The following is a 17,579-nucleotide window of genomic DNA, read 5'->3' as shown; positions in this document are numbered from 1 at the left end:
CCTTTGGGAATCAGCAGTCAAGGCTCTCCTATGACCACTTTTGCGGACATCAAGAATCACAAAACCAATGGTCCATGGAGAGGGCTTGAGAAGCTTGCACATGAGATGGTCCAAGACGCATCCACGGTTGCCAAAAGCACTCTCCTTCCTGTATTGGGCGGTGGAACAAGGCTTATGCTGGCGATGGAGCATCGGATCAGTGACGACATCGATTTGTTCATCCGTAATCCTCAATGGATCGGCTTTCTTACCCCGCGACTGAATGACAAATTTGAGCACCTCATCAACACCTACGACGAGGGGGCCACCTCCCTAAAGCTCAAATTTAACGATGGTGAAATTGATTTCATCGTCAGCATGTCCTTGCTCGGACTCGACAACAAGATTTCCAGTGAATGTCTCTTCCCGCTTGAGCCGGTGGCGGAAGTGCTCGCAAAGAAGCTTTTCTATCGTGGGTGGGCTCTCACACCGCGTGACCTGTTTGACTGGTATGCAATTGAGCGCCATGTGCCGCTTTTGGATGCGCATGAACTGATGCTGGCTGAACTGATCGCGGCCAGAGTGGAGGGCATTCGGATGGCGCTAGGCCAGATGGGCACATCGAAACAGTCGGCAATAGTTTGGCAAGAGATTCGCACGCATGATCTGCCCGATCTCAAGCAAACCATTCACTGGGCTCAAGGTCGATTGGGGAAATTTCAGGCAATGAGTGAGCAGGCGAGGAAAGACAAGGTTTCGGGGCGCCGTCCTGTGGAGCGATAGGCCATGGCGAAGCCGTCGGTTATCGAGGACAAACAGGTCGAGCATCTGCTTCGCGCGACCGCAGCCTACAGCCGCGTTCCGTTGCGCGATACCGCATTGCTCCTGGTCCTGTACGGCACAGCGCTGTCGGTAACAGAGCTGGCCACCATTACGGTAGGCGACTACGTGGACGCTAAGGGCAACGCGCGCGTCACGAGTGCAGTGCGCGTCGATGTGGCGCACAATGGTGAAGAGCGTCCGCTGTTCTGGTCGAACAAGCGCGTTGTGTTGGCACTGGACGCCTATCTCGCCTGGCGCGTGGAGCGCAAGCACGGCGTCACGGTGAAGAAGGGCGCCTACCGTGGGCTCGACCCCGAGAGCGCCCTTTTTCTGACCGAAGACGGTGGAGCGTATGCGCTGACCAAGCGAATGCTCCCGTCAGGCGTCTGGAGCTATTCCTGCAACACCCTGGGGGCGTACATCTCGCGCCTGCACGCAAATGCCGGGATCGAGGGCGGCAGCGCGCAGTCGGCTCGTCGGACTTTCGCGGTCAAGCAGCACCGCCAGGGGCGTGATCTTGTGCACATAGCCGCGATCTTGGGACACAAGAGCGTGAGCACCACGAAGCGGCTCGTAGAGGGCGACCCCGTGAGACTCGCTGACATTGTGGCGAGGGCTGTGTGATGGTGGTGCCCCAGTATCCAAAGGGTGATCTGCGCCGCATGTTGGTCGTGCTGGGCGCAATAGATTCTCGCCACTGCACACTCGTCCAGATCGTCGCCGTAACCGGCTTGGATAACAAATCCGTACCTTCCCTGATTGCGGGGCTGCCGGCCGCGAGTGCCTCATTCGCTCGCTTGTCTTCTTTTGGGAATCAGGACTGTCGGCGTCGCCAGAGGTGCTCGGCTATCGCATCGACGGCGTTGGTACCTTCGCCCGTTAGTGCCAAAGCACCTGGATGCCAGCACACCGGCCGGTGTGCTCATCGGCCGCGAGGCGAGGAGGGTGGCCTTGATTGGCGCCCAAAGACGACCTAGAAATACGAAGCAAACCTTGTTGCTATATAAAATAGAGCGCTCGCTTTGAGCGCTTTTTTTCTTTGGTTTTACGAGAAGTTCTTGTGATCTGAGCAGCCCCTAAAAGCTCCGATGACTGCAAGAGGCTGGGTACTACCATTCAGGTACGGCCATTGAAGGGTACCTATTCTGAAACCTGTCATTTGTCGTCCATGCCGCCGTCCAGCAGCGCACTTCTATCACTCGATCATGGCCCGTGCTCTCATTGCTAGATGGCCTAGGGAGTTTTGCGCCCACATTGCGAAACTTCCATCCGCCTCGCGTTTGCCGCATACGGTGAACGGGTGGGTATCAAACAGCACCTGCACGAACAGCGCCTCCACCTCCTTGAGGAAACGACGGCGAAACGTCGCCAGCGTGTCGTGATCCGGGTGGGTGTTGGCCGCCACGTAGCGAAACGCCACTGAGTCGTAGGTCGCCCGCTCGATCTTGCGGCTGGAGTGCACGCCACTGGCATAGCCGTAAATCAGCAGACCCAGCAGCACTGCCGGATGGTGCGCCGCCGAACCCCGTCCAGCGTATTGGCGCAGCAGATCGCTCAGATCGAGCTGTTCGATGACTTCGACCACGAAACGCGCCAAGTGATCCTTGGGCAGCCATTCGTCCACCGACGGTGGCAACAGGTACGCAGTTTCTCGGTCAACGGGGACGAATCGGCTCATCGGGTCGGACTCTCGTTTGGATTTGCGCAATTGTCTCGGATGGCGCTATCGTCCGGAACACTGCAAAGTCCGTCAGCCTCCTCATATGGTCGCCATTGTCAATACTGGCAGTGTCTGGTTCTGGGTGTGATCTCAGGATCGATCAGGTGATACGACACGAGCGTTTGCAGCGACGATGAATCAGACTCATATCCGCGGATTGGTTACCAGCACTTCATCGATTCGTCGCGGGCCTGCCTCGCTCTAGGGTCGGGGATCTGCCTTGCGGTGCCCTTATAGGAGTTCCGAGGGTTGCCCTATCGTTGCTCGTATCGCATCGCCAGATCGATCCTGTTGCGTGTTATGCCCTTTCAGTTTGCCTGACCATGCTCGCGCTGCGCCTGCATGCCGATGGCCCAGATGAAGCCTGCCAGCTCCCTTGCAACTGCTATGCAGGCTTTGTTGACCTGCAAGCCACGCGCATTCAACGCAGCAAAGCGCTGTGTCAGCCGCAACTGCGCCGTCCAGGCCATTCTTCGTATCGGCTCGGACAGCGCTTGTTGTCGAATCTGCGCTTGTTTGCCGATGCGCGCCTTGAAACGGTAGTTCCAGGCAGCTTCGGTAAGCAGCCGGCGTGCATGCGCGTTGCCCGTCTTGGTGATGCTGCCGCGGCTTGTGCGCTCGCCACTGGAATGTTCTGACGGAGTCAGTCCGAGATAGCCCATGAGCTTGCGTGGATGGGCAAAGCGCCCCAGGTCTCCAATCTCTGCCACCAGGCCAATCGCCGTGATCGCGGCGACACCGCGCAGTGCCTGCAGCGCACCAACCACCGGCTCAAAGCGCCAGCCAGTGATTGAGCTCTCCAACGCCTTGGTCAAGCGCTCAACGCGATCATCTGCAGCGGTGACGGCTTGCCAGTATTCAGTGAACGCTGTCTGCGCGGCACCAACGCCAAAGTTCAGCGTCCCTAGCCAGCGGTAGTAGGCGCCGCACCACGAGGTCTTGCCGGTGTAGCGCACGTCGTGACGCAGGAGAAAGCCCTTGAGTTGGTGGCGGGCCTGGACGCGGCTGTTGACCGCGTCTTCGCGTGCCCGCGAGAGGTCACGGATCGCTTCGTCTTCTGGATCGGGGATCCATACGGCGCTCAGCTGGCCAGCGCGAGAGCATTCGGCCAGTTGAATGCAGTCACGCCCGTCGGTCTTGATCCGGTCTCCCGGGCGGCGCGGGATCTGCGAAGGGGCGATGATCTCGCACAGGTAGCCCCTGCTGTGCAAGGCACGCTGAAGGCCAAAGCCGGTAGGCCCGGCCTCGTACACGATGTGCAGTTGATCGGCGTTGCCGACCTTGGCCAGCACCTTGAGCAGCTTGTTCACATCGTGCGTGACCTTGCCTATCAGGCGCCCAGGCATTCGGCCGGACTCGGCCGCTGCGATGCTGATGCTGTCCTTGTGGACGTCCAAGCCCACGTGAATCTTGCTACGCTCTTCCATGGTCGGTCTCCTTGTTGCTGACGACGCAGGTCACAGCATGTAGCGCTACGTCCTTGGACGCAATCTACGATGGTGGAGACCGGCCGCCTACCTTCTGGCGGCGACCATGATGTCTAGGCGTCGACATGGGGTCTGAGGCACCATCATTTGTAAAAAGATGCCAGAAGATCTGCGCTTGAATCGCGCGAATAGAAGTTTTTGGTCATGCTTTCTCGTGAGTCGAGCCTTGACCTGCAGCAGAGGATTTTCACAAAGATTGCTCGGGAGAAGAACCAGACCCGTCGCCTAGGGTGTGGAACAAATTTCCCGATCGGCCTGCAGTCACGCGTCATGTCTCGCCTTCGGCCGAAGCCCAGCCCAAGCCAGCTCCGGCCCTTGAACGGCTGAGTCTGGCGCTCGGGCAGCGGCCGCCTGCACGCAATCCGGCTTATTCGCTGCGCAGTAAATATTGTCGAAACACCGAATATTGGCTAAAATGGCCTCATTTACTGCACAGTAAATAACTCCTACTCCCATGATGCTTGAATCTTCCCTGCCCGAACGGCAGTTGATCACGCAGTTCCTCGACGCCCTCCGGGAGCTGCCGGAGGTGCATGCCGACCTGGATCATTTGGAGCCTACCGTTTCGACCGTTGATCGCGGGCACGACGCGCAGATCGACCTGCAGGTAGCGGGCAAGTCCTTCATCCTGCTGGTGGAGGCCAAGAAGACCGTTTATCCGCGAGACGTTCGGCAGGTGATCTGGCAGTGCCGGGAGGCCAGCCACGGCCGGCTCAGGGGGCAGGGCAAAGAGCGGCTGTCACTACTGGTCGCCGAGTCCATTTCTCCCGGCGCCAAGGAACTGCTCAGAGATGAGCACATTGGATACTACGACAGCGGCGGCAGCATGTATTTGCCTGCGCCGGGAGCCTACTTTTACATCGACAAGCCTCCGCCCAAGACCCTCGCAAAGTCGGTACGGTCCCTGTTTTCAGGGCGGCGCGCGCAAGTGCTTCACGCTGTGCTGATCCAACATCGGGACTGGTTCGGAGTGAAAGAGCTGGCCCAGCGTGCGATGGTGTCACCGGCCACCGCTTCCCAGGTGCTGGCCGAGCTTGAGCGTTTCGACTGGCTGGTGTCGCGCGGGCAAGGGCCGAGCAAGGAGCGTCACCTTCGCGAGCCCGCAGCTTTGCTGGATGCGTGGGTGAAACAACTCGCATCCATCCGACCCCCGAACCTTCGCCGCTACTACGTGCCAGCCACGAAAGCGAACCAGTTGCTGGAGCGGGTCGGCGAAGTCTTCGACGCCCATGACGCCGGGTACGCGATCAGCCACGAAGCTGGGGCACAGCGCTATTCACCATTCCTCTCCAGCGTTTCCCAGGTGCGCGCCCGGCTGCTGCTCGGCTCCAACGCCGATGCCGCCATCGGTGAGCTGGGCGCACGTCTTGTCAACGAAGGCGCCAACATGGTCATCATCGAAGCGAAGTCGCCGGGCGACTTGCTCTTTCGCGAGCGAGTCGGCGGCATCTGGCTGGCCAGTCCGGTACAGATCTATCTCGACCTGCTACGCGGCGAAGGCCGCTCCAAGGAAATGGCCGAGCACCTGCGCAAAGAACGGATCGGCTTCTGATGGTCAAGCCCGCAACACTCGACGGTTACAGCGACCAGTACACGCTTGACTGCGAACGCGTCCTCGTGACGCTGCTGCGTGGGTTAGGGCCGTGGAAGGACTCGGTCTACCTGGTCGGTGGCCTGACCCCGAGATACTTGGTCGCCGCGCGGCCACCTGCGGTCCCCGCGCATGCGGGCACCCTCGACGTCGACGTCGTGATCGACCTGCAAATCCTCGCCGATACGGAGGCGTATCACACGCTGGAGGACAACCTCAAGAAGATGGGCTTCGAGCGCGCCGAAAACGAGGCCGGGAAAAAACTCTCCTGGCGTTGGCAAGCCCGCACCGAACACGGTGCGCTTATGGTGTTGGAGTTGCTCGCAGATGCACCTGATATCGCCGGCGGCAAGGTGCAGCCGCTGCCGACCGATGGCACGATCTCGGCGTTGAACATTCCGCATTCGTCCATCGTCTTTGACCTCCATCAGGTCACCGAGATCCAGGCCGAACTGCTGGGTGGCAACGGCGTGGCGACCGAGCAGGTCAAGCACGCCAACCTGGTCAGTTTCACCTGCCTGAAGTCGTTTGCGTTCGATCAACGCTTCGAGCGCAAGGATGCGCACGACCTGATCTATTGCATCGAGCACGCACCCACGGGATCGGATGCCGTCGCCGAGGTCTTCCGCAAAGAGCTGGCTGGCAGGCACGGCGCAGTGATCCAAGCCTCCCTGGCAATCCTGCGCAACCGGTTCGCCCAGGACGAAAGGACTGAGGGGTATCGCAAGGATGGCCCGGTGTCGGTCGCCAAGTTCGAACTTGGCGAGAGCGACGAGCCCGAGCAGCGCGAGGCGAGGGCACTGCGCCAGCGCCAGGCCAGCGATGTGATTGAACGGCTTCTTGGACAGATCGGATAAAGACACTGCGTGGCCATCAAAGCGATATTCGTCGGCATCAACAAGCACCTCGACACCGACGCCGCCTCCAGGCAGCAAGGAGGCACGAACGACCCCGATGCACAAGCGTTCGACATCGGCGGATATTCCAGTGCGATGCGTCTCGGAAAGTACGTGGGTTCATATGGAAAAGTAGGCTGAAACTTTGAAGGAGCTGCGGACGATCGTTGCCGCTCAACAGGAGCTCTTGCGCATCGCGTTGTACACGATGACGCAAGGGCCGATCGCTTTCGGCGGTCAAGAGTTGAAGTGCATCCTAGAGGAAGACCAAGTGCGAGCAACGTGCGCGGCTGCCATGGGCGCCGGTCATTCGATGAATACCATCCTGAAGCTGTCGGATGATCAAGGTATTGGTATCTGCGACCTGTGACCGATCGTGCGTTCAGTTGTGAAAGGCATGGCGGATTCAAAAGTGAAGTGCAACACCCTGGGATTCAATGAACGAGAGTGGAGTACTGCGGGTTGTTGATCAGCAACTCGCGGTACACCGCCAACGGTGATCGTACCCCCAGGCCCTTTCTGGGACGGTTGTTGATTTCATCGGCAATCGCATCGAGTTGCTTCTGGCTGTAGATGCTGAGATCTGTCCCCTTGGGCAGGTACTGGCGCACCAGGCCCTTCATGTTCTCGTTCGACCCCCTCTGCCAGGGGCTGTGCGGGTCGCAGAAGTACACCGCTATGCCGGTCTGCTCGCTGAGCTTCTTGTGCATGGCCATCTCTCTTCCCTGGTCGTACGTCATGGAGAGGCGCATCGGCTGCGCAATGCCTAACAGCTTGTCCGTAAAGGCCTGCAAAACATTGGCAGCACTGGCTGGTCTGAACTCAGGCAGTTTGACCAGCATGACCAGTCGGCTGGTGCGCTCCACAAGTGTCCCTACCGCACTGGCATTGCCCTCTCCTTTGATGAGGTCCCCCTCCCAATGTCCGGGGAACTGGCGATCCTCAATCTCGGGTGGGCGCACATGAATGCTGAGCATGTCGGGGATCTGGCCCCGGCGGTCTTTGCCTTTGCTGCGAGGGAGCCGCTTGTTGTGGGCGTGGCGCAAGGTTGCAATCAGCTCCTTGCGCAACTCGCCCACGGGCATGGCGTAGATGCAGTTGTAGATGGTCTCGTATGACACGCGGTATTCATGGCCAGGGGGATACAAGCGTGCCAGTGTCAGGGCAATCTGCTCGGGCGACCAGCGAAGGCGCAGCAGATGAATCACCAGGCCAAACAACCCCGATGGCCACCCCAAACTGCTCCAGGCAGGACGGACGGATGGTGACTATACGGGCGTGGCGGTGATGCGTGAGGCGGCCTCCTTCAATCGGTAACTCTTGCCCTCGAACTCCAGCATCGCGCAGCGGTGCATGAGCCGGTCCAGGATGGTGCTGGCCATGGTGGCGTCGCCCAGGTATTTGCCCCAGTCCTGCACCACGCGGTTGGAGGTGATGACGATGGCGCGGCGTAACTTGTAGCGCTGGTGCACGATGGCCTGCAAGAGCTCGGCACTCACATCGGCGATGCGCCGGGCCAGGAACAGATCGTCGAGCACCAGCAGGTCGGGCTCGATCCAGCCCTTGAGCTGCTCGGCCTGTTCTTCTGTGCTGGCCAGCCCGTAGCGGGCAAACTCGGTGTCGGCCTCCACGTAACGCACGTCGTATCCCTGCAGCGTTGCCTGGTAGGCCACGGCCTTGGCCACATGGCTCTTGCCGGTGCCGGGCTTGCCGATGACGAGCGCGTTGGCGCCCTCGCCGATGAACTTCAGGGTGTGCAACTCAAAGCAGGCGCTGCGCGGCAGCTTCTGATTGAAGCGCCAGTCGAAGTCCGCCAGCGAGGGCCGCTCATCCAGGCCCGAGCGCCTGAAGCGGCGCTCGGTCAGGCGCGAGCGGCGCCGGTCCAGCTCGTCCTGGAGCATGGCAGCGAAGGTCTCCAGGAAGGGCTCCTGGGCGGCCTGGGCCTGCATCACACGGGTCGACAGGGTCTCGGCAATGCCGGACAGGCGCAGCTCGCGCAGGGCGCGTTCGATCTCGATCATGTTCATGACTGGATGCTCTCAAGGGATTGGGTGGCGGTGGCGGCGTGGGCAAAGAGACAGCCGTACTCGTCGGCGCTGCGAATGAGCGCGTGTTGCTGGGTCAACATGGAAGGCGACGCCGACGGTGTTGGGGTGTCGGCCTGCAGGGCTGCCAAGGCATCGGCCACGAGCCGCTCGGTCAGCGCCTTGACGTGGTAGCTGTGGCGTACTTAAATAAATGAGACGCTCCGGAAATAACTGAGACACCGTCAGTTGCCACGCCGCAGCGCACGACGGTGCGTGGGCAGTAGTGGAGTCGGGGCGGCGCAGTCGAAGATACTGCCGTGGATCGTATGGACGGATCAAGACCCATTCTTCTCCCGGACCGCGTGTAGGTTCTCATTGATCTTGCAAATTTCGGCCTCTGCCACTCGAGGAACTTTGCAATTTCAACGAGAACGCTTTCGCAAGCCATTCTCACAACCTTGCAAACATCCTACCGGCCACTCTCAAGCGGAGGGTCAAACTGCTTGCACAGAGCGCAATTTTTCCCGAGCAACTTGCCAGACATACAAAGCCTGATCCAGCGCATCAAGAACCAAGTCCGTGCGCATCAAGCAGCATACCTGCCAAACCACTGTGCACCTAGCAAACACACCGATGACGAAGGCCACGTACAGCCAATCGGGCCGATATCTGATGAGCCATGATCTATCAGACGACGCTTTATCGAGGCCTTAGGCGGCAGCATCCTGATGATCTACAACCAGCTCAAGGCCGCTCAGTCCAACCCGAAGGAGCAAGCTGCAGGCTTTCAAACGGCCGCGCTGTCTTGCTCAAGCTGGTTGCCCGCACGCTGCGGGCAGCGCTTTCGCGGACCGCGTGCACTGCGCAACTGATCGTTCACTCGGACCAAGGCTGGCACTACGGGCTAAGCCCGGCGCAATACCGATTGAGAAACACTGCCTAGTTGGCGGGATGGCAACCGTCCAACTTCTGGGGGTCAGTTCAAAACCGGGGCGGTTCAGCTGGCGCGGCGGTGGTCGTTGCCTGAGGAGAAGATTCGCAGCTGGGTGAGCCACTACCGCCTGCACGGCATTGACGGTTTGCGCCCCAAACGCAGCGCAGTTCAAGCTGCAGGTCCTGTCCCATCAGGACCGTGAACAGCTATCAAACCGCCAAGTGGCGGCGTTCTACGACATTCGCAATCCAAACCAAGTAGTGGTCTGGCGACGCAAACTCGATGAGGGCGGCGTGGAGGCTCTTGGAAGGAGGAAGCAAGGGCTCCCCAATATGAAACCAGAACGACACGGCCCAGCGCCGCCAAGTCCGATCTTGAGACGCATGACGGCATCGCGGCACTCGAGGCGGGCGTGCATGATTACATCCGCTACTACAACCACGAGCGCATCAAACTCGGATTGCAAGGACTTAGCCCGGTGGAATACCGGCTGAGAAACACCGCCTGATTGGTGGGATCGCGACCGTCCAACTTCTGGGGGTCAGTTCAAATAGGGGGCGGTTCAAAACTCGCAGGAGCGAAGCTATGTAGGCGGCAGCAGCCAGCTCAAGACGTGGCAGGCCCCGCTGACGCGCGCACCTGGGACCGTTCCATCGGTCGATGGACCATAGCCTTTCAACCTCAGGTGTAGATCTCCATAAAGGCCTTGTTGTCGCCGCCTAGGAAGAACAATCCTCGTTCTACGTGTTCATCAGTCCATGTGACCAGCGGTCGATCGGGTTGGCCAAGATAGCCTATGCCGCCGAAAGTCTCGTTGCGATTTCCCGAGGGATCGAACATGTAATACGTTAGGCCACGTGTCATACCGTGCCGGTTGGGCGTCAAGCTCGGGTTTTTGCGCGCCTTTGCGACGACATCGGCTGCCTTTAGCACGGCATTCCAATCCTCGAGGAAGAACGCGATGTGGTGCAAGCCCATCGAGGGGCCTGGTACGAAAGCGATATCGTGCGGGGTGCTTGTACGCGTTAGAAACGCAGCAACCAGCATGTCTCCGTCTGGCCCTGCCACGCCGCGTTCAGTGAGCTTGAATTGAAGATGCTTTTGGAGGAAGGCGGTGTTCTCAGCAACCTTGTTGACACCCTGCTCCGGATTGAATTCACATACGAGCGCTAAGTGGTCGAGCCAGTGAGCACCCGCACCCTTCAGGCCATCCGGCCATGGATCCGGATTCTGATCGCCAACCGCGGTGCCTGATGTTTCCTTTTCTGCGTACAGCCAGACTTCGTGACCGCTGGGCAGATTAAAACGCAGGGACCTGCCACAAAGAGGCAGCACATTCGCATCGAGCGCCTCGATCGGAATGCGCTCGGATTCGAAGTGAGCCTTAATCGCATCAAGGTCTGAGTCCCTCTCAACTTTAAATCCGATGTGGATGATGCCTGCTTCATCTGTGGGGGTCAGTATCAAGGAATACTTGTCCCATTCGTCCCAGCATTTTAGGTAGGCACAACCGTCGGGGTCTCGCTGAGTGACCGTCATCCCGATAATGTTCACGTAGTGATCGATAGCTTGCTCAACATCCATCACTCTTAAGTTGACATGACCTAACCGCATAACGCCCATGATCGCTCCTGTTAAATATCGGAAATAGATTAAATTTCCGGAATTTTATCGGTCTAAATACGATGGAGGTACCGCGTTTTATCTCTTGCGATAGGCAATTAGATGTGTTATGAGAACGATTGCATCGTTGGAAAATCTTGCTCTTCCCCTTGGATGTGACAACAACGCTATGAACATCATCGGGGAGCAACGGCGGTCCTCAAGCTCCAGGGCGCGGCCACCAGCCTGCAGGATCAGATCAGCGGCGCGGGCATGAATGACCTGAGAGCGCATGCCGCTGTTGTCGATCGGGTCCACAGGCGCAGTCAAAAGAGAAACGCGATTGCCTAACGACGGAAGCGGGGGTTGAAGTACCCGAAGGCGGCCACTGAAGATCTCGATACCCGCGACGAGCGCAGCACTGATCGCAAGACGCTCATGAGTGTTTGGTAGCTGGCCCCGGTATCGATTCGCGTCATAGCACGCTCGTCACCGGCTCCATCGGTCCCGGCAAGTCATTGTTGGCCTGCGCACTGCCGTAGATAGTGCAGGGCCGTCGTACATTCCTACGCGCGTGCTGAAGTGCTGGAGTCATCGGCACTTGGTGACGCAGTTCTTGGACGTTTATGGCCTTCACTGTCCATTTGAGATAGGTCGCAGGATTTTGAGGGGCGATTTCCGCCCTTGCGACCAGACCCTGTCCCAGGAAGCCCGGGGGCCGGGAATGCGCGGGTGGCGTTGTCTGTAGCCGCGGCAGCCTCCTTAGGAAATCCCCGCAGCCGCTTGACCACGCAGAAGACGTGCTCTACCCGAGCACGTACCCGCGACTTGTTGCGGCTTGACTCGTTGAACTTCGTCCACCTCGCCCGCACAGCGGGTGCTGGTTGGTGGTTCCTTGGCCCGGGGGTGCTATTGCCGCGTATTTCAGCGAACGTGACCGACGATTCCGCTCTTCGTGCTCGGTCGTGTCGTGTGAGGTGTTACGGACTGCAATTCTAGTTGCGAGTCACGATGGGTCTTGAGTTTTTGCCTATTTGCGTGCCTTGCGCAGCTGACGACGGGACTCGCCCGTCAGCGCAAGCAGTATTGCGCAGCAACCGGGCCCCTCCGCTCCAAAAGAGCCTCGCCTCTTGCGATCGAGATGCGAATTTCTCCATACGCTAATACATTAGTTTTATTTACTATGCAACAGGGTTAACTCTACAACAGAACAATAAAATGACAACTAAAATTCCGGAAATAAAATTAATTCCGGAACTTCAATAAATTCCAGAAATTGCAAATCCAGGATCAGCATGAATATTGACGACAACGATACGAAGACCCGCAGCGAGGCGGTTGCAAACGTACTCAGGGAAGAGATCATCGATGGGAAGTGGGCTCCCAATGCGAAGCTGAAAACGGAGCAGCTGAAGGATCGATTCAAAGTGAGTCCGGCCACTGTTCGGGACGCTTTGTTTGTGTTGATGGCGGAATTCCTCGTCAGGCTTGAGGGGCAAAAGGGCTTCCGCGTTGCCCCTCTATTTCTGGCGGACGCTCTGGATCTGGCGCGGACCCGTGCGCTCGTAGAGTCTGCAGCGTTGGAAGATAGCCTTCGCACGGGTGGAGACAAGTGGGAGGCTTTGATTACGTCCGAATACTTCCTGCTAGCCAAGGCGGAAGAGCGGATGCATCTCGATCCGACAGGTGTCATCCATGAATACGAGCGGGCCAATGATCGCTTTCATGAGGCATTGGTATCCGCCAGCTCGTCCGAGCGGCTCAAGACCATGCGCCGCACCTTCTTCCAAGAGGCCAAGCGCTATCGGCGGATCGTTGCCCGCAAGGCTGACGGAAGGAAACATGACAAGAAGGAACACGAAGACCTCTTGCAAGCCTGCCTATGCCGAGACATCGAACGTGCCAAGCACCTAATCGCCCAACACGTTCAGACTTCTGTCGCGGGACTTACAGCTGCCGATTTCACTGCTGCAGAAGCCGAGCTCCTCGACATCGAGAAGGCGGCCTGAAGTGATTCCGACTACCAATGCATCGATCCAGGGGCGCAGATTCGAAGGCCGTGTTGTCATTGTGACCGGTGCGGCGCAGGGCATCGGCAGGGCGACCGCATTTAAGGTTGCGGCCGAGGGCGCAAAAGTCGTCGTGGCGGACATGGCCGAGACGGAATTGTTGGCGATGTCCAAGCAAATGGAAGTGGGAGGCGCACAGGTCCTGACTGTGCATGGTGATCTCAGCACAGCGCGAGCAGCAAAGCATTTGGTGCAGATTGCCGTTCAGACATACGGCCGCGTCGACGCCGCCATTCTTAATGTGGGAGGCACCATCTGGTTCAAGCCGCTCACCGAGTACCAGCCGGAAGAGATCGAGAAAGAAATAAATCGATCCTTGTGGCCCACGCTGTGGTGCGCCAGGGAAATAGCCATCCAGATGAAGAGGCAACGATGCGGATCGATCGTAACCGTGGGATCGACGATCACCGGCGGAGGCCTCTATCGCACGCCGTATGCGGCCGCAAAAGGAGGTGTGCACGCCTTCACCAACGCATTGGCACGAGAAATTAGCGAATTCAATGTACGTGTTAACTGCGTTGCGCCGGGCGCAATCGATAACGGCGTACGGCGGGTGCCGAGAAACACAGAACTAAACTCGCCTCAAGAGCAGGCCTGGGAACGCGAGGCGTGTACTGACACGATGAATGCAACGCCCATGAGGAGGCTCGGAACGACCGACGAGGTTGCTAACGCCATCTGCTTTCTCGCCTCCGATGAAGCGTCATATATCACCGGCCAGGTGCTCAGCGCAGGCGGTGGCCTCAGCGACTGAGCCTTTCCGCGCTGCCAAGTGCGTGTTTGTCTCATAAGCACTATTACCGATACCCATACCCAAAGGAGACTCAAAAATGCAACGTCGATCTATCCTCTTGAGCAGCGGAGTAGCTGCCGCAACGCTTATGGCTGCTCACACGAGCGCACAAGCACAGCCAGCCATTCGCTGGAGAATGACATCGAGCTTTCCCAAGACGCTGGACACTCTATTCGGGACCTCAGAGTTTGTGTGCCGACGGGTCTCTGAGATGACCGATGAAAAGTTCCAGATTCAACTGTTCGCGCCCGGCGAGCTTGTGGCAGGCAACGCCGTCCTGGATGCCGTCGGCAAAGGAGTGGTGGACGCCGGACACACGGCAAGCAATTACTACACCGGTAAGGATCCATCCTTTGCGTTCGACAGCGTCGTGCCATTCGGCATGAACAGCCGCCAGCAAAGCGCGTGGATGATCATGGGCGACGGCAAGAAGCTCATGCGCAACCTCTTCAAGGAGCAGAACATCTACAACGTCCCCTGCGGCAACATCGGCACTCAGATGGGGGGCTGGTTCCGCAAGGAAATCAAGACAGTCGCCGACCTGAAAGGGTTGAAGATCCGCCTGCCTGGGCTCGGTGGAGATGTGATGGCCAAACTGGGTGCACTGCCCCAGCAGATTCCAGGATCTGACATCTATCCGGCACTTGAGCGCGGCACCATCGACGCCGTCGAATGGATTGGTCCGTACGACGACGAGAAGCTCGGCTTCAACCAGGTCGCGAAGTACTACTACACCCCTTCTTGGTGGGAAGGCGGCGGACAGTGTTCCATGTATGTAAACCTTGACAAGTGGAACGAACTGCCCAAGGAGTACAGGGCGGTGTTCGAGGCCGCGTGTGCCGAAGGCCAAGCTTACATGCAGGCGATGTATGACACCTTGAACCCGCCTGCGCTGCGCCGCCTGATTGCGAAGGGAACGCAGGTTCGCCCTTTCAGCAACGAGATCATGACCAGTGCGTATGCAGCGGCGGAGTCGATCTACGAGGAGATCTCGGCAAAGAATCCGAGGTTCAAGGAAATCTACGACAACTGGAAGGCATTCAGGAATTCACAAATCCAGTGGCTCGGTGTTGCGGAACGTCGCTTCGACAACATGATGGCCACAGTTATCCGCTGAGTCCGGGGCTCGGTCGGGTTTCGTTGCCGGCACGCTTCACTTCGTACTAATCCTGGCGGCGCGGGCCGCCCCGCTACGCCGTTCCAAATATGAACTTCCTGTTCAAGCTCAGTCGCAGCATCGACGCTATGAATCTCCGAATTGGAGTCTGTGTGAAATGGCTAGTCCTCGTAATGGCGGCCTTAAGTGCAGGGAACGCCCTCCTAAGGAAACTGTTTGACATCGGCTCGAATGCCCTGCTCGAGACGCAGTGGTACATGTTCGCAGCGGTCTTCCTGCTCTACGCAGGGCTCACTCTTTGCGAGCAGGGGCACGTGCGCGTAGACCTCTTCTACCGCAAGTACTCCGAAAAGCAGAAGTGCGTACTCGACATCTTAGGTGCCCTGCTGTGCATTTTGCCCTTGTCGGGCCTAGTGATCTATCTTGGCTTCGACGTCTTCTGGACGGCCTTCGCCGATGGAGAGATGTCGTCGAACTCCGGAGGGCTGCTGATCTGGCCGGCTCGCCTGCTCGTGCCGCTCGGATTCATCCTTCTCGCATTGCAGGCTGCCTCCGAGATCATCAAGAACGTAGCGAAGCTCAAGACCCTTTTGAGTGCAGCACCACAAGCGAAAGCGTAATTGCCATGCAGGAATTCCTGGTCCAGAATATCGCACCAATCATGTTCGGGTGTATGGTGCTGATGCTCGCCATCGGGTACCCGGTTGCATTCACGCTGGCTGCGCATGGGTTGATCTTTGGTGTGATCGGCCTCTCCCTGGATCTGCTGTCGCCGTCGATCTATCTTTCCCTTCCGGATCGGATCTTCTCCGTGATGTCGAACGAGACGCTCCTGGCGATCCCGTTTTTCACTTTCATGGGCTTGATCCTTGAGCGCAGCGGAATGGCAGAGGAACTGCTGGAGACTATCGGTCAGCTTTTCGGATCGGTCCGCGGCGGACTGGCGTATGCAGTCATCTTCGTCGGGGCGCTGCTCGCCGCGACAACCGGCGTTGTTGCAGCCTCCGTTATCTCCATGTCGCTGATCTCGATTCCAATCATGATGCGGTATGGCTACAGTCATCGCATCGCGGCAGGGGTGGTCGCCGCTTCGGGAACGCTAGCGCAGATCCTCCCACCTTCGCTGGTGCTCATCGTGATGGCCGATCAGCTCGGCAAATCGGTCGGTGACATGTATGCGGGCGCCATGTGGCCATCGCTTGGTTTGGTTGGGCTGTACGCATTGTTCATCGCCTGCGTGAGCATCATCTGGCCGGCAAGCGTACCCGCGATTCCTCCGGAGCACAGGGTCCGCTTCGACTTCAAAGGGTACGTCAGGGCGGGCCTGACGCTGATACCACCCCTTCTCCTTATCTTTCTGGTTTTGGGGACTATCTTCATTGGCCTCGCGACCCCGACCGAGGGCGGCGCCATGGGCGCTATGGGCGCCGTGGTGATGGCTACGATGCGCAAGAGGCTCAGCATGAGCTTGTTGAACCAAGCAATGCACGCCACGGCAAAACTCACCTGCTTCGTAATCTTCATTCTCATTGGGGCGCGCGTCTTCAGTTTGACGCTCTATGCCGTGGATGGACACCTTTGGGTCGAGCACCTCCTGACGGGTCTGCCCGGGGGGAGGATTAGCTTCTTAGTTTTCGTCAACTTCCTCATCTTTTTTCTCGCCTTCTTTCTCGACTTCTTTGAACTGGCTTTCATCGTGGTACCTCTGCTGGTGCCAGTGGCCAACGCGCTCGACATTGACTTGGTGTGGTTTGGCGTGATGATCTCCCTGAACCTTCAAACGTCCTTCATGCATCCGCCGTTCGGCTTTTCCCTGTTTTTCTTGAGATCTGCAGCACCCAAGGAACTGCGCACAACAGACATCTACTACGGCGCTATCCCATTCATTCTGCTTCAGCTTCTCATGGTTGCGATCCTCCTATTCGCGCCGGAAATCGCGTCCACGGGCAGGACGGCTGGCGAACTGCTCAAGCCGTCAGCTGTCGATGACGTCATGAACAGCCTGAGCCAGTAGTTGTTACTGCCAACCAGAAGGGGCTAGCCATGCTGCCATTTACCGTCAAGGTCAATGACCATTTCTTTCCATGCAGGGAACACGAGGACATATTCAAGGCGCTCGCCAGGACCGCGTCGGTGCCTTTGCCGCGCGGCTGTCGAAACGGTGGGTGCGGAATTTGCAAAATCCGACTAGTGGAAGGTGCGGTAGTTGTGACCGGTCCACAGAGCCGGCGCCATATCACGCTATCTGACGAATTCGACCGGATGATGCTTGGTTGCCGCACGGTCCCGAAGGGCGACGTTTGCATTGAGCTCACGGGGAAACTCAAGAACTATTTGCCTTAGCGTAGCGACTTCACGAAACAGGCGAGGCTCAGCTGGGACGCATCATCAGTGTCGTTTTTTCAAATGCGATAACGGGCAAACCGCGCTAGCGCGGGCTAGGTAACGAAGGGGAAGCTGCTGGTGTCGAACATCCAGCACTTGAAGCCCCGCGAGCTGACGCACGCTATACGGCGCTGGCACCCATCGTAAATTCAGGGCC

At 58.4% G+C, this 17,579-nt stretch carries 15 protein-coding genes and 6 pseudogenes; 13 read left to right on the top strand and 8 right to left on the bottom strand.

Going from position 1 to position 17,579, the window contains the following annotated elements; translation table 11 throughout:
• Positions 1 to 30: 30 nt before the first annotated feature.
• Together C6571_RS19225 and C6571_RS19220 are read left to right on the top strand one after the other, a co-directional pair.
• Positions 31 to 762 (top strand): nucleotidyl transferase AbiEii/AbiGii toxin family protein, encoded by a 732-nt coding sequence (locus tag C6571_RS19225; RefSeq protein WP_106448500.1) that lies wholly within the window; start codon positions 31 to 33, stop codon positions 760 to 762.
• 3 nt (positions 763 to 765) lie between these two features.
• Positions 766 to 1,425 (top strand): tyrosine-type recombinase/integrase, encoded by a 660-nt coding sequence (locus C6571_RS19220; RefSeq protein ID WP_106448499.1) that lies wholly within the window; start codon positions 766 to 768, stop codon positions 1,423 to 1,425.
• Between the two features lie 688 nt (positions 1,426 to 2,113).
• Here C6571_RS19220 and C6571_RS19215 read toward each other — a convergent pair.
• Both C6571_RS19215 and C6571_RS19210 read right to left on the bottom strand, forming a co-directional pair.
• Positions 2,114 to 2,479 (bottom strand): annotated as a pseudogene (locus C6571_RS19215) (transposase); the annotation flags it as partial.
• 350 nt (positions 2,480 to 2,829) lie between these two features.
• Entirely contained in the window at positions 2,830 to 3,948 is a 1,119-nt protein-coding gene (locus C6571_RS19210; RefSeq protein ID WP_106448498.1) for an IS110 family RNA-guided transposase, read from the bottom strand.
• A 514-nt stretch (positions 3,949 to 4,462) separates the two neighbouring features.
• Between C6571_RS19210 and C6571_RS19205 the strand changes: the two genes are divergently transcribed.
• The 4 genes from C6571_RS19205 to C6571_RS19195 are packed head-to-tail and all read left to right on the top strand — an operon-like array spanning position 4,463 to position 6,865.
• Positions 4,463 to 5,560: a hypothetical protein gene (locus C6571_RS19205; protein WP_338054309.1), complete on the top strand. Its 1,098-nt coding sequence runs from the start codon at positions 4,463 to 4,465 to the stop codon at positions 5,558 to 5,560.
• Positions 5,560 to 6,456, top strand: a complete 897-nt coding sequence (locus C6571_RS19200; protein ID WP_106448497.1) for a hypothetical protein — start codon at positions 5,560 to 5,562, stop codon at positions 6,454 to 6,456. Before C6571_RS19205 ends, C6571_RS19200 begins: the two co-directional genes overlap by 1 nt.
• 9 nt (positions 6,457 to 6,465) lie before the next feature.
• On the top strand, positions 6,466 to 6,636 hold the full coding sequence (locus tag C6571_RS19820; RefSeq protein WP_170094877.1) for a hypothetical protein: 171 nt from the start codon (positions 6,466 to 6,468) through the stop codon (positions 6,634 to 6,636).
• Positions 6,637 to 6,640: 4 nt separating this feature from the next.
• Positions 6,641 to 6,865 (top strand): hypothetical protein, encoded by a 225-nt coding sequence (locus C6571_RS19195; RefSeq protein WP_106448496.1) that lies wholly within the window; start codon positions 6,641 to 6,643, stop codon positions 6,863 to 6,865.
• A gap of 64 nt (positions 6,866 to 6,929) precedes the next feature.
• On the opposite strand, the pseudogene C6571_RS19190 reads toward C6571_RS19195, so the two are convergent.
• From C6571_RS19190 to C6571_RS20320, 4 genes and pseudogenes are all read right to left on the bottom strand, one after another.
• Positions 6,930 to 7,712 (bottom strand): annotated as a pseudogene (locus tag C6571_RS19190) (IS30 family transposase); the annotation flags it as partial.
• Between the two features lie 51 nt (positions 7,713 to 7,763).
• Entirely contained in the window at positions 7,764 to 8,522 is a 759-nt protein-coding gene (gene istB, locus C6571_RS19185; protein ID WP_106448495.1) for an IS21-like element helper ATPase IstB, read from the bottom strand.
• Positions 8,519 to 8,719: pseudogene (locus C6571_RS19180) on the bottom strand (IS21 family transposase); the annotation flags it as partial. The pseudogene C6571_RS19180 and the gene istB, both read right to left, overlap by 4 nt.
• A 327-nt stretch (positions 8,720 to 9,046) precedes the next feature.
• Positions 9,047 to 9,178 (bottom strand): annotated as a pseudogene (locus tag C6571_RS20320) (IS3 family transposase); the annotation flags it as partial.
• Between the two features lie 693 nt (positions 9,179 to 9,871).
• Here C6571_RS20320 and C6571_RS19175 point away from each other — a divergent pair.
• A pseudogene (locus C6571_RS19175) lies at positions 9,872 to 9,964 on the top strand (IS3 family transposase); the annotation flags it as partial.
• A gap of 173 nt (positions 9,965 to 10,137) precedes the next feature.
• Here the strand turns inward: C6571_RS19175 and C6571_RS19170 are convergent.
• Positions 10,138 to 11,079 (bottom strand): catechol 2,3-dioxygenase, encoded by a 942-nt coding sequence (locus C6571_RS19170; RefSeq protein WP_106448493.1) that lies wholly within the window; start codon positions 11,077 to 11,079, stop codon positions 10,138 to 10,140.
• Positions 11,080 to 11,765: 686 nt separating this feature from the next.
• Positions 11,766 to 11,964: pseudogene (locus C6571_RS20120) on the bottom strand (IS5/IS1182 family transposase); the annotation flags it as partial.
• Positions 11,965 to 12,353: 389 nt separating this feature from the next.
• Here C6571_RS20120 and C6571_RS19155 point away from each other — a divergent pair.
• The 6 genes from C6571_RS19155 to C6571_RS20315 all read left to right on the top strand — a co-directional run bounded on the left by C6571_RS19155 (position 12,354) and on the right by C6571_RS20315 (position 17,380).
• Complete coding sequence (locus C6571_RS19155) at positions 12,354 to 13,067, top strand: GntR family transcriptional regulator (RefSeq protein ID WP_106448491.1); 714 nt, start codon at positions 12,354 to 12,356, stop codon at positions 13,065 to 13,067.
• A 1-nt stretch (position 13,068) separates the two neighbouring features.
• Positions 13,069 to 13,881 carry an SDR family oxidoreductase gene (locus tag C6571_RS19150; protein WP_245901608.1) on the top strand — a complete coding sequence of 271 codons (813 nt, stop codon included), beginning with the start codon at positions 13,069 to 13,071 and terminating at the stop codon, positions 13,879 to 13,881.
• A gap of 76 nt (positions 13,882 to 13,957) precedes the next feature.
• Positions 13,958 to 15,037, top strand: coding sequence for a TRAP transporter substrate-binding protein (locus C6571_RS19145; protein WP_106448490.1), 1,080 nt, complete (start codon positions 13,958 to 13,960; stop codon positions 15,035 to 15,037).
• A gap of 89 nt (positions 15,038 to 15,126) precedes the next feature.
• Positions 15,127 to 15,657 carry a TRAP transporter small permease subunit gene (locus tag C6571_RS19140; RefSeq protein ID WP_106448489.1) on the top strand — a complete coding sequence of 177 codons (531 nt, stop codon included), beginning with the start codon at positions 15,127 to 15,129 and terminating at the stop codon, positions 15,655 to 15,657.
• Positions 15,658 to 15,662: 5 nt separating this feature from the next.
• Positions 15,663 to 17,051, top strand: coding sequence for a TRAP transporter large permease (locus C6571_RS19135; protein ID WP_106448488.1), 1,389 nt, complete (start codon positions 15,663 to 15,665; stop codon positions 17,049 to 17,051).
• 29 nt (positions 17,052 to 17,080) lie between these two features.
• Entirely contained in the window at positions 17,081 to 17,380 is a 300-nt protein-coding gene (locus tag C6571_RS20315; RefSeq protein ID WP_106448487.1) for a 2Fe-2S iron-sulfur cluster-binding protein, read from the top strand.
• Positions 17,381 to 17,579 lie beyond the last annotated feature (199 nt).

Source organism: Simplicispira suum (genome assembly GCF_003008595.1).
GTDB classification, from domain to species: Bacteria; Pseudomonadota; Gammaproteobacteria; order Burkholderiales; family Burkholderiaceae_C; genus Simplicispira; species Simplicispira suum.
This window is presented reverse-complemented; position numbering and strand designations above follow the sequence as displayed.

What these genes read in the sequence shown, in the direction of transcription:
- C6571_RS19225 (WP_106448500.1), top strand. Translation starts at nt 31, where the DNA reads ATGACCACTTTTGCGGACATCAAGAATCACAAAACCAATGGTCCATGG.
- C6571_RS19220 (WP_106448499.1), top strand. Translation starts at nt 766, where the DNA reads ATGGCGAAGCCGTCGGTTATCGAGGACAAACAGGTCGAGCATCTGCTT.
- C6571_RS19210 (WP_106448498.1), bottom strand. Translation starts at nt 3,948, where the DNA reads ATGGAAGAGCGTAGCAAGATTCACGTGGGCTTGGACGTCCACAAGGAC.
- C6571_RS19205 (WP_338054309.1), top strand. Translation starts at nt 4,463, where the DNA reads ATGATGCTTGAATCTTCCCTGCCCGAACGGCAGTTGATCACGCAGTTC.
- C6571_RS19200 (WP_106448497.1), top strand. Translation starts at nt 5,560, where the DNA reads ATGGTCAAGCCCGCAACACTCGACGGTTACAGCGACCAGTACACGCTT.
- istB (WP_106448495.1), bottom strand. Translation starts at nt 8,522, where the DNA reads ATGAACATGATCGAGATCGAACGCGCCCTGCGCGAGCTGCGCCTGTCC.
- C6571_RS19170 (WP_106448493.1), bottom strand. Translation starts at nt 11,079, where the DNA reads ATGGGCGTTATGCGGTTAGGTCATGTCAACTTAAGAGTGATGGATGTT.
- C6571_RS19155 (WP_106448491.1), top strand. Translation starts at nt 12,354, where the DNA reads ATGAATATTGACGACAACGATACGAAGACCCGCAGCGAGGCGGTTGCA.
- C6571_RS19145 (WP_106448490.1), top strand. Translation starts at nt 13,958, where the DNA reads ATGCAACGTCGATCTATCCTCTTGAGCAGCGGAGTAGCTGCCGCAACG.
- C6571_RS19140 (WP_106448489.1), top strand. Translation starts at nt 15,127, where the DNA reads ATGAACTTCCTGTTCAAGCTCAGTCGCAGCATCGACGCTATGAATCTC.
- C6571_RS19135 (WP_106448488.1), top strand. Translation starts at nt 15,663, where the DNA reads ATGCAGGAATTCCTGGTCCAGAATATCGCACCAATCATGTTCGGGTGT.
- C6571_RS20315 (WP_106448487.1), top strand. Translation starts at nt 17,081, where the DNA reads ATGCTGCCATTTACCGTCAAGGTCAATGACCATTTCTTTCCATGCAGG.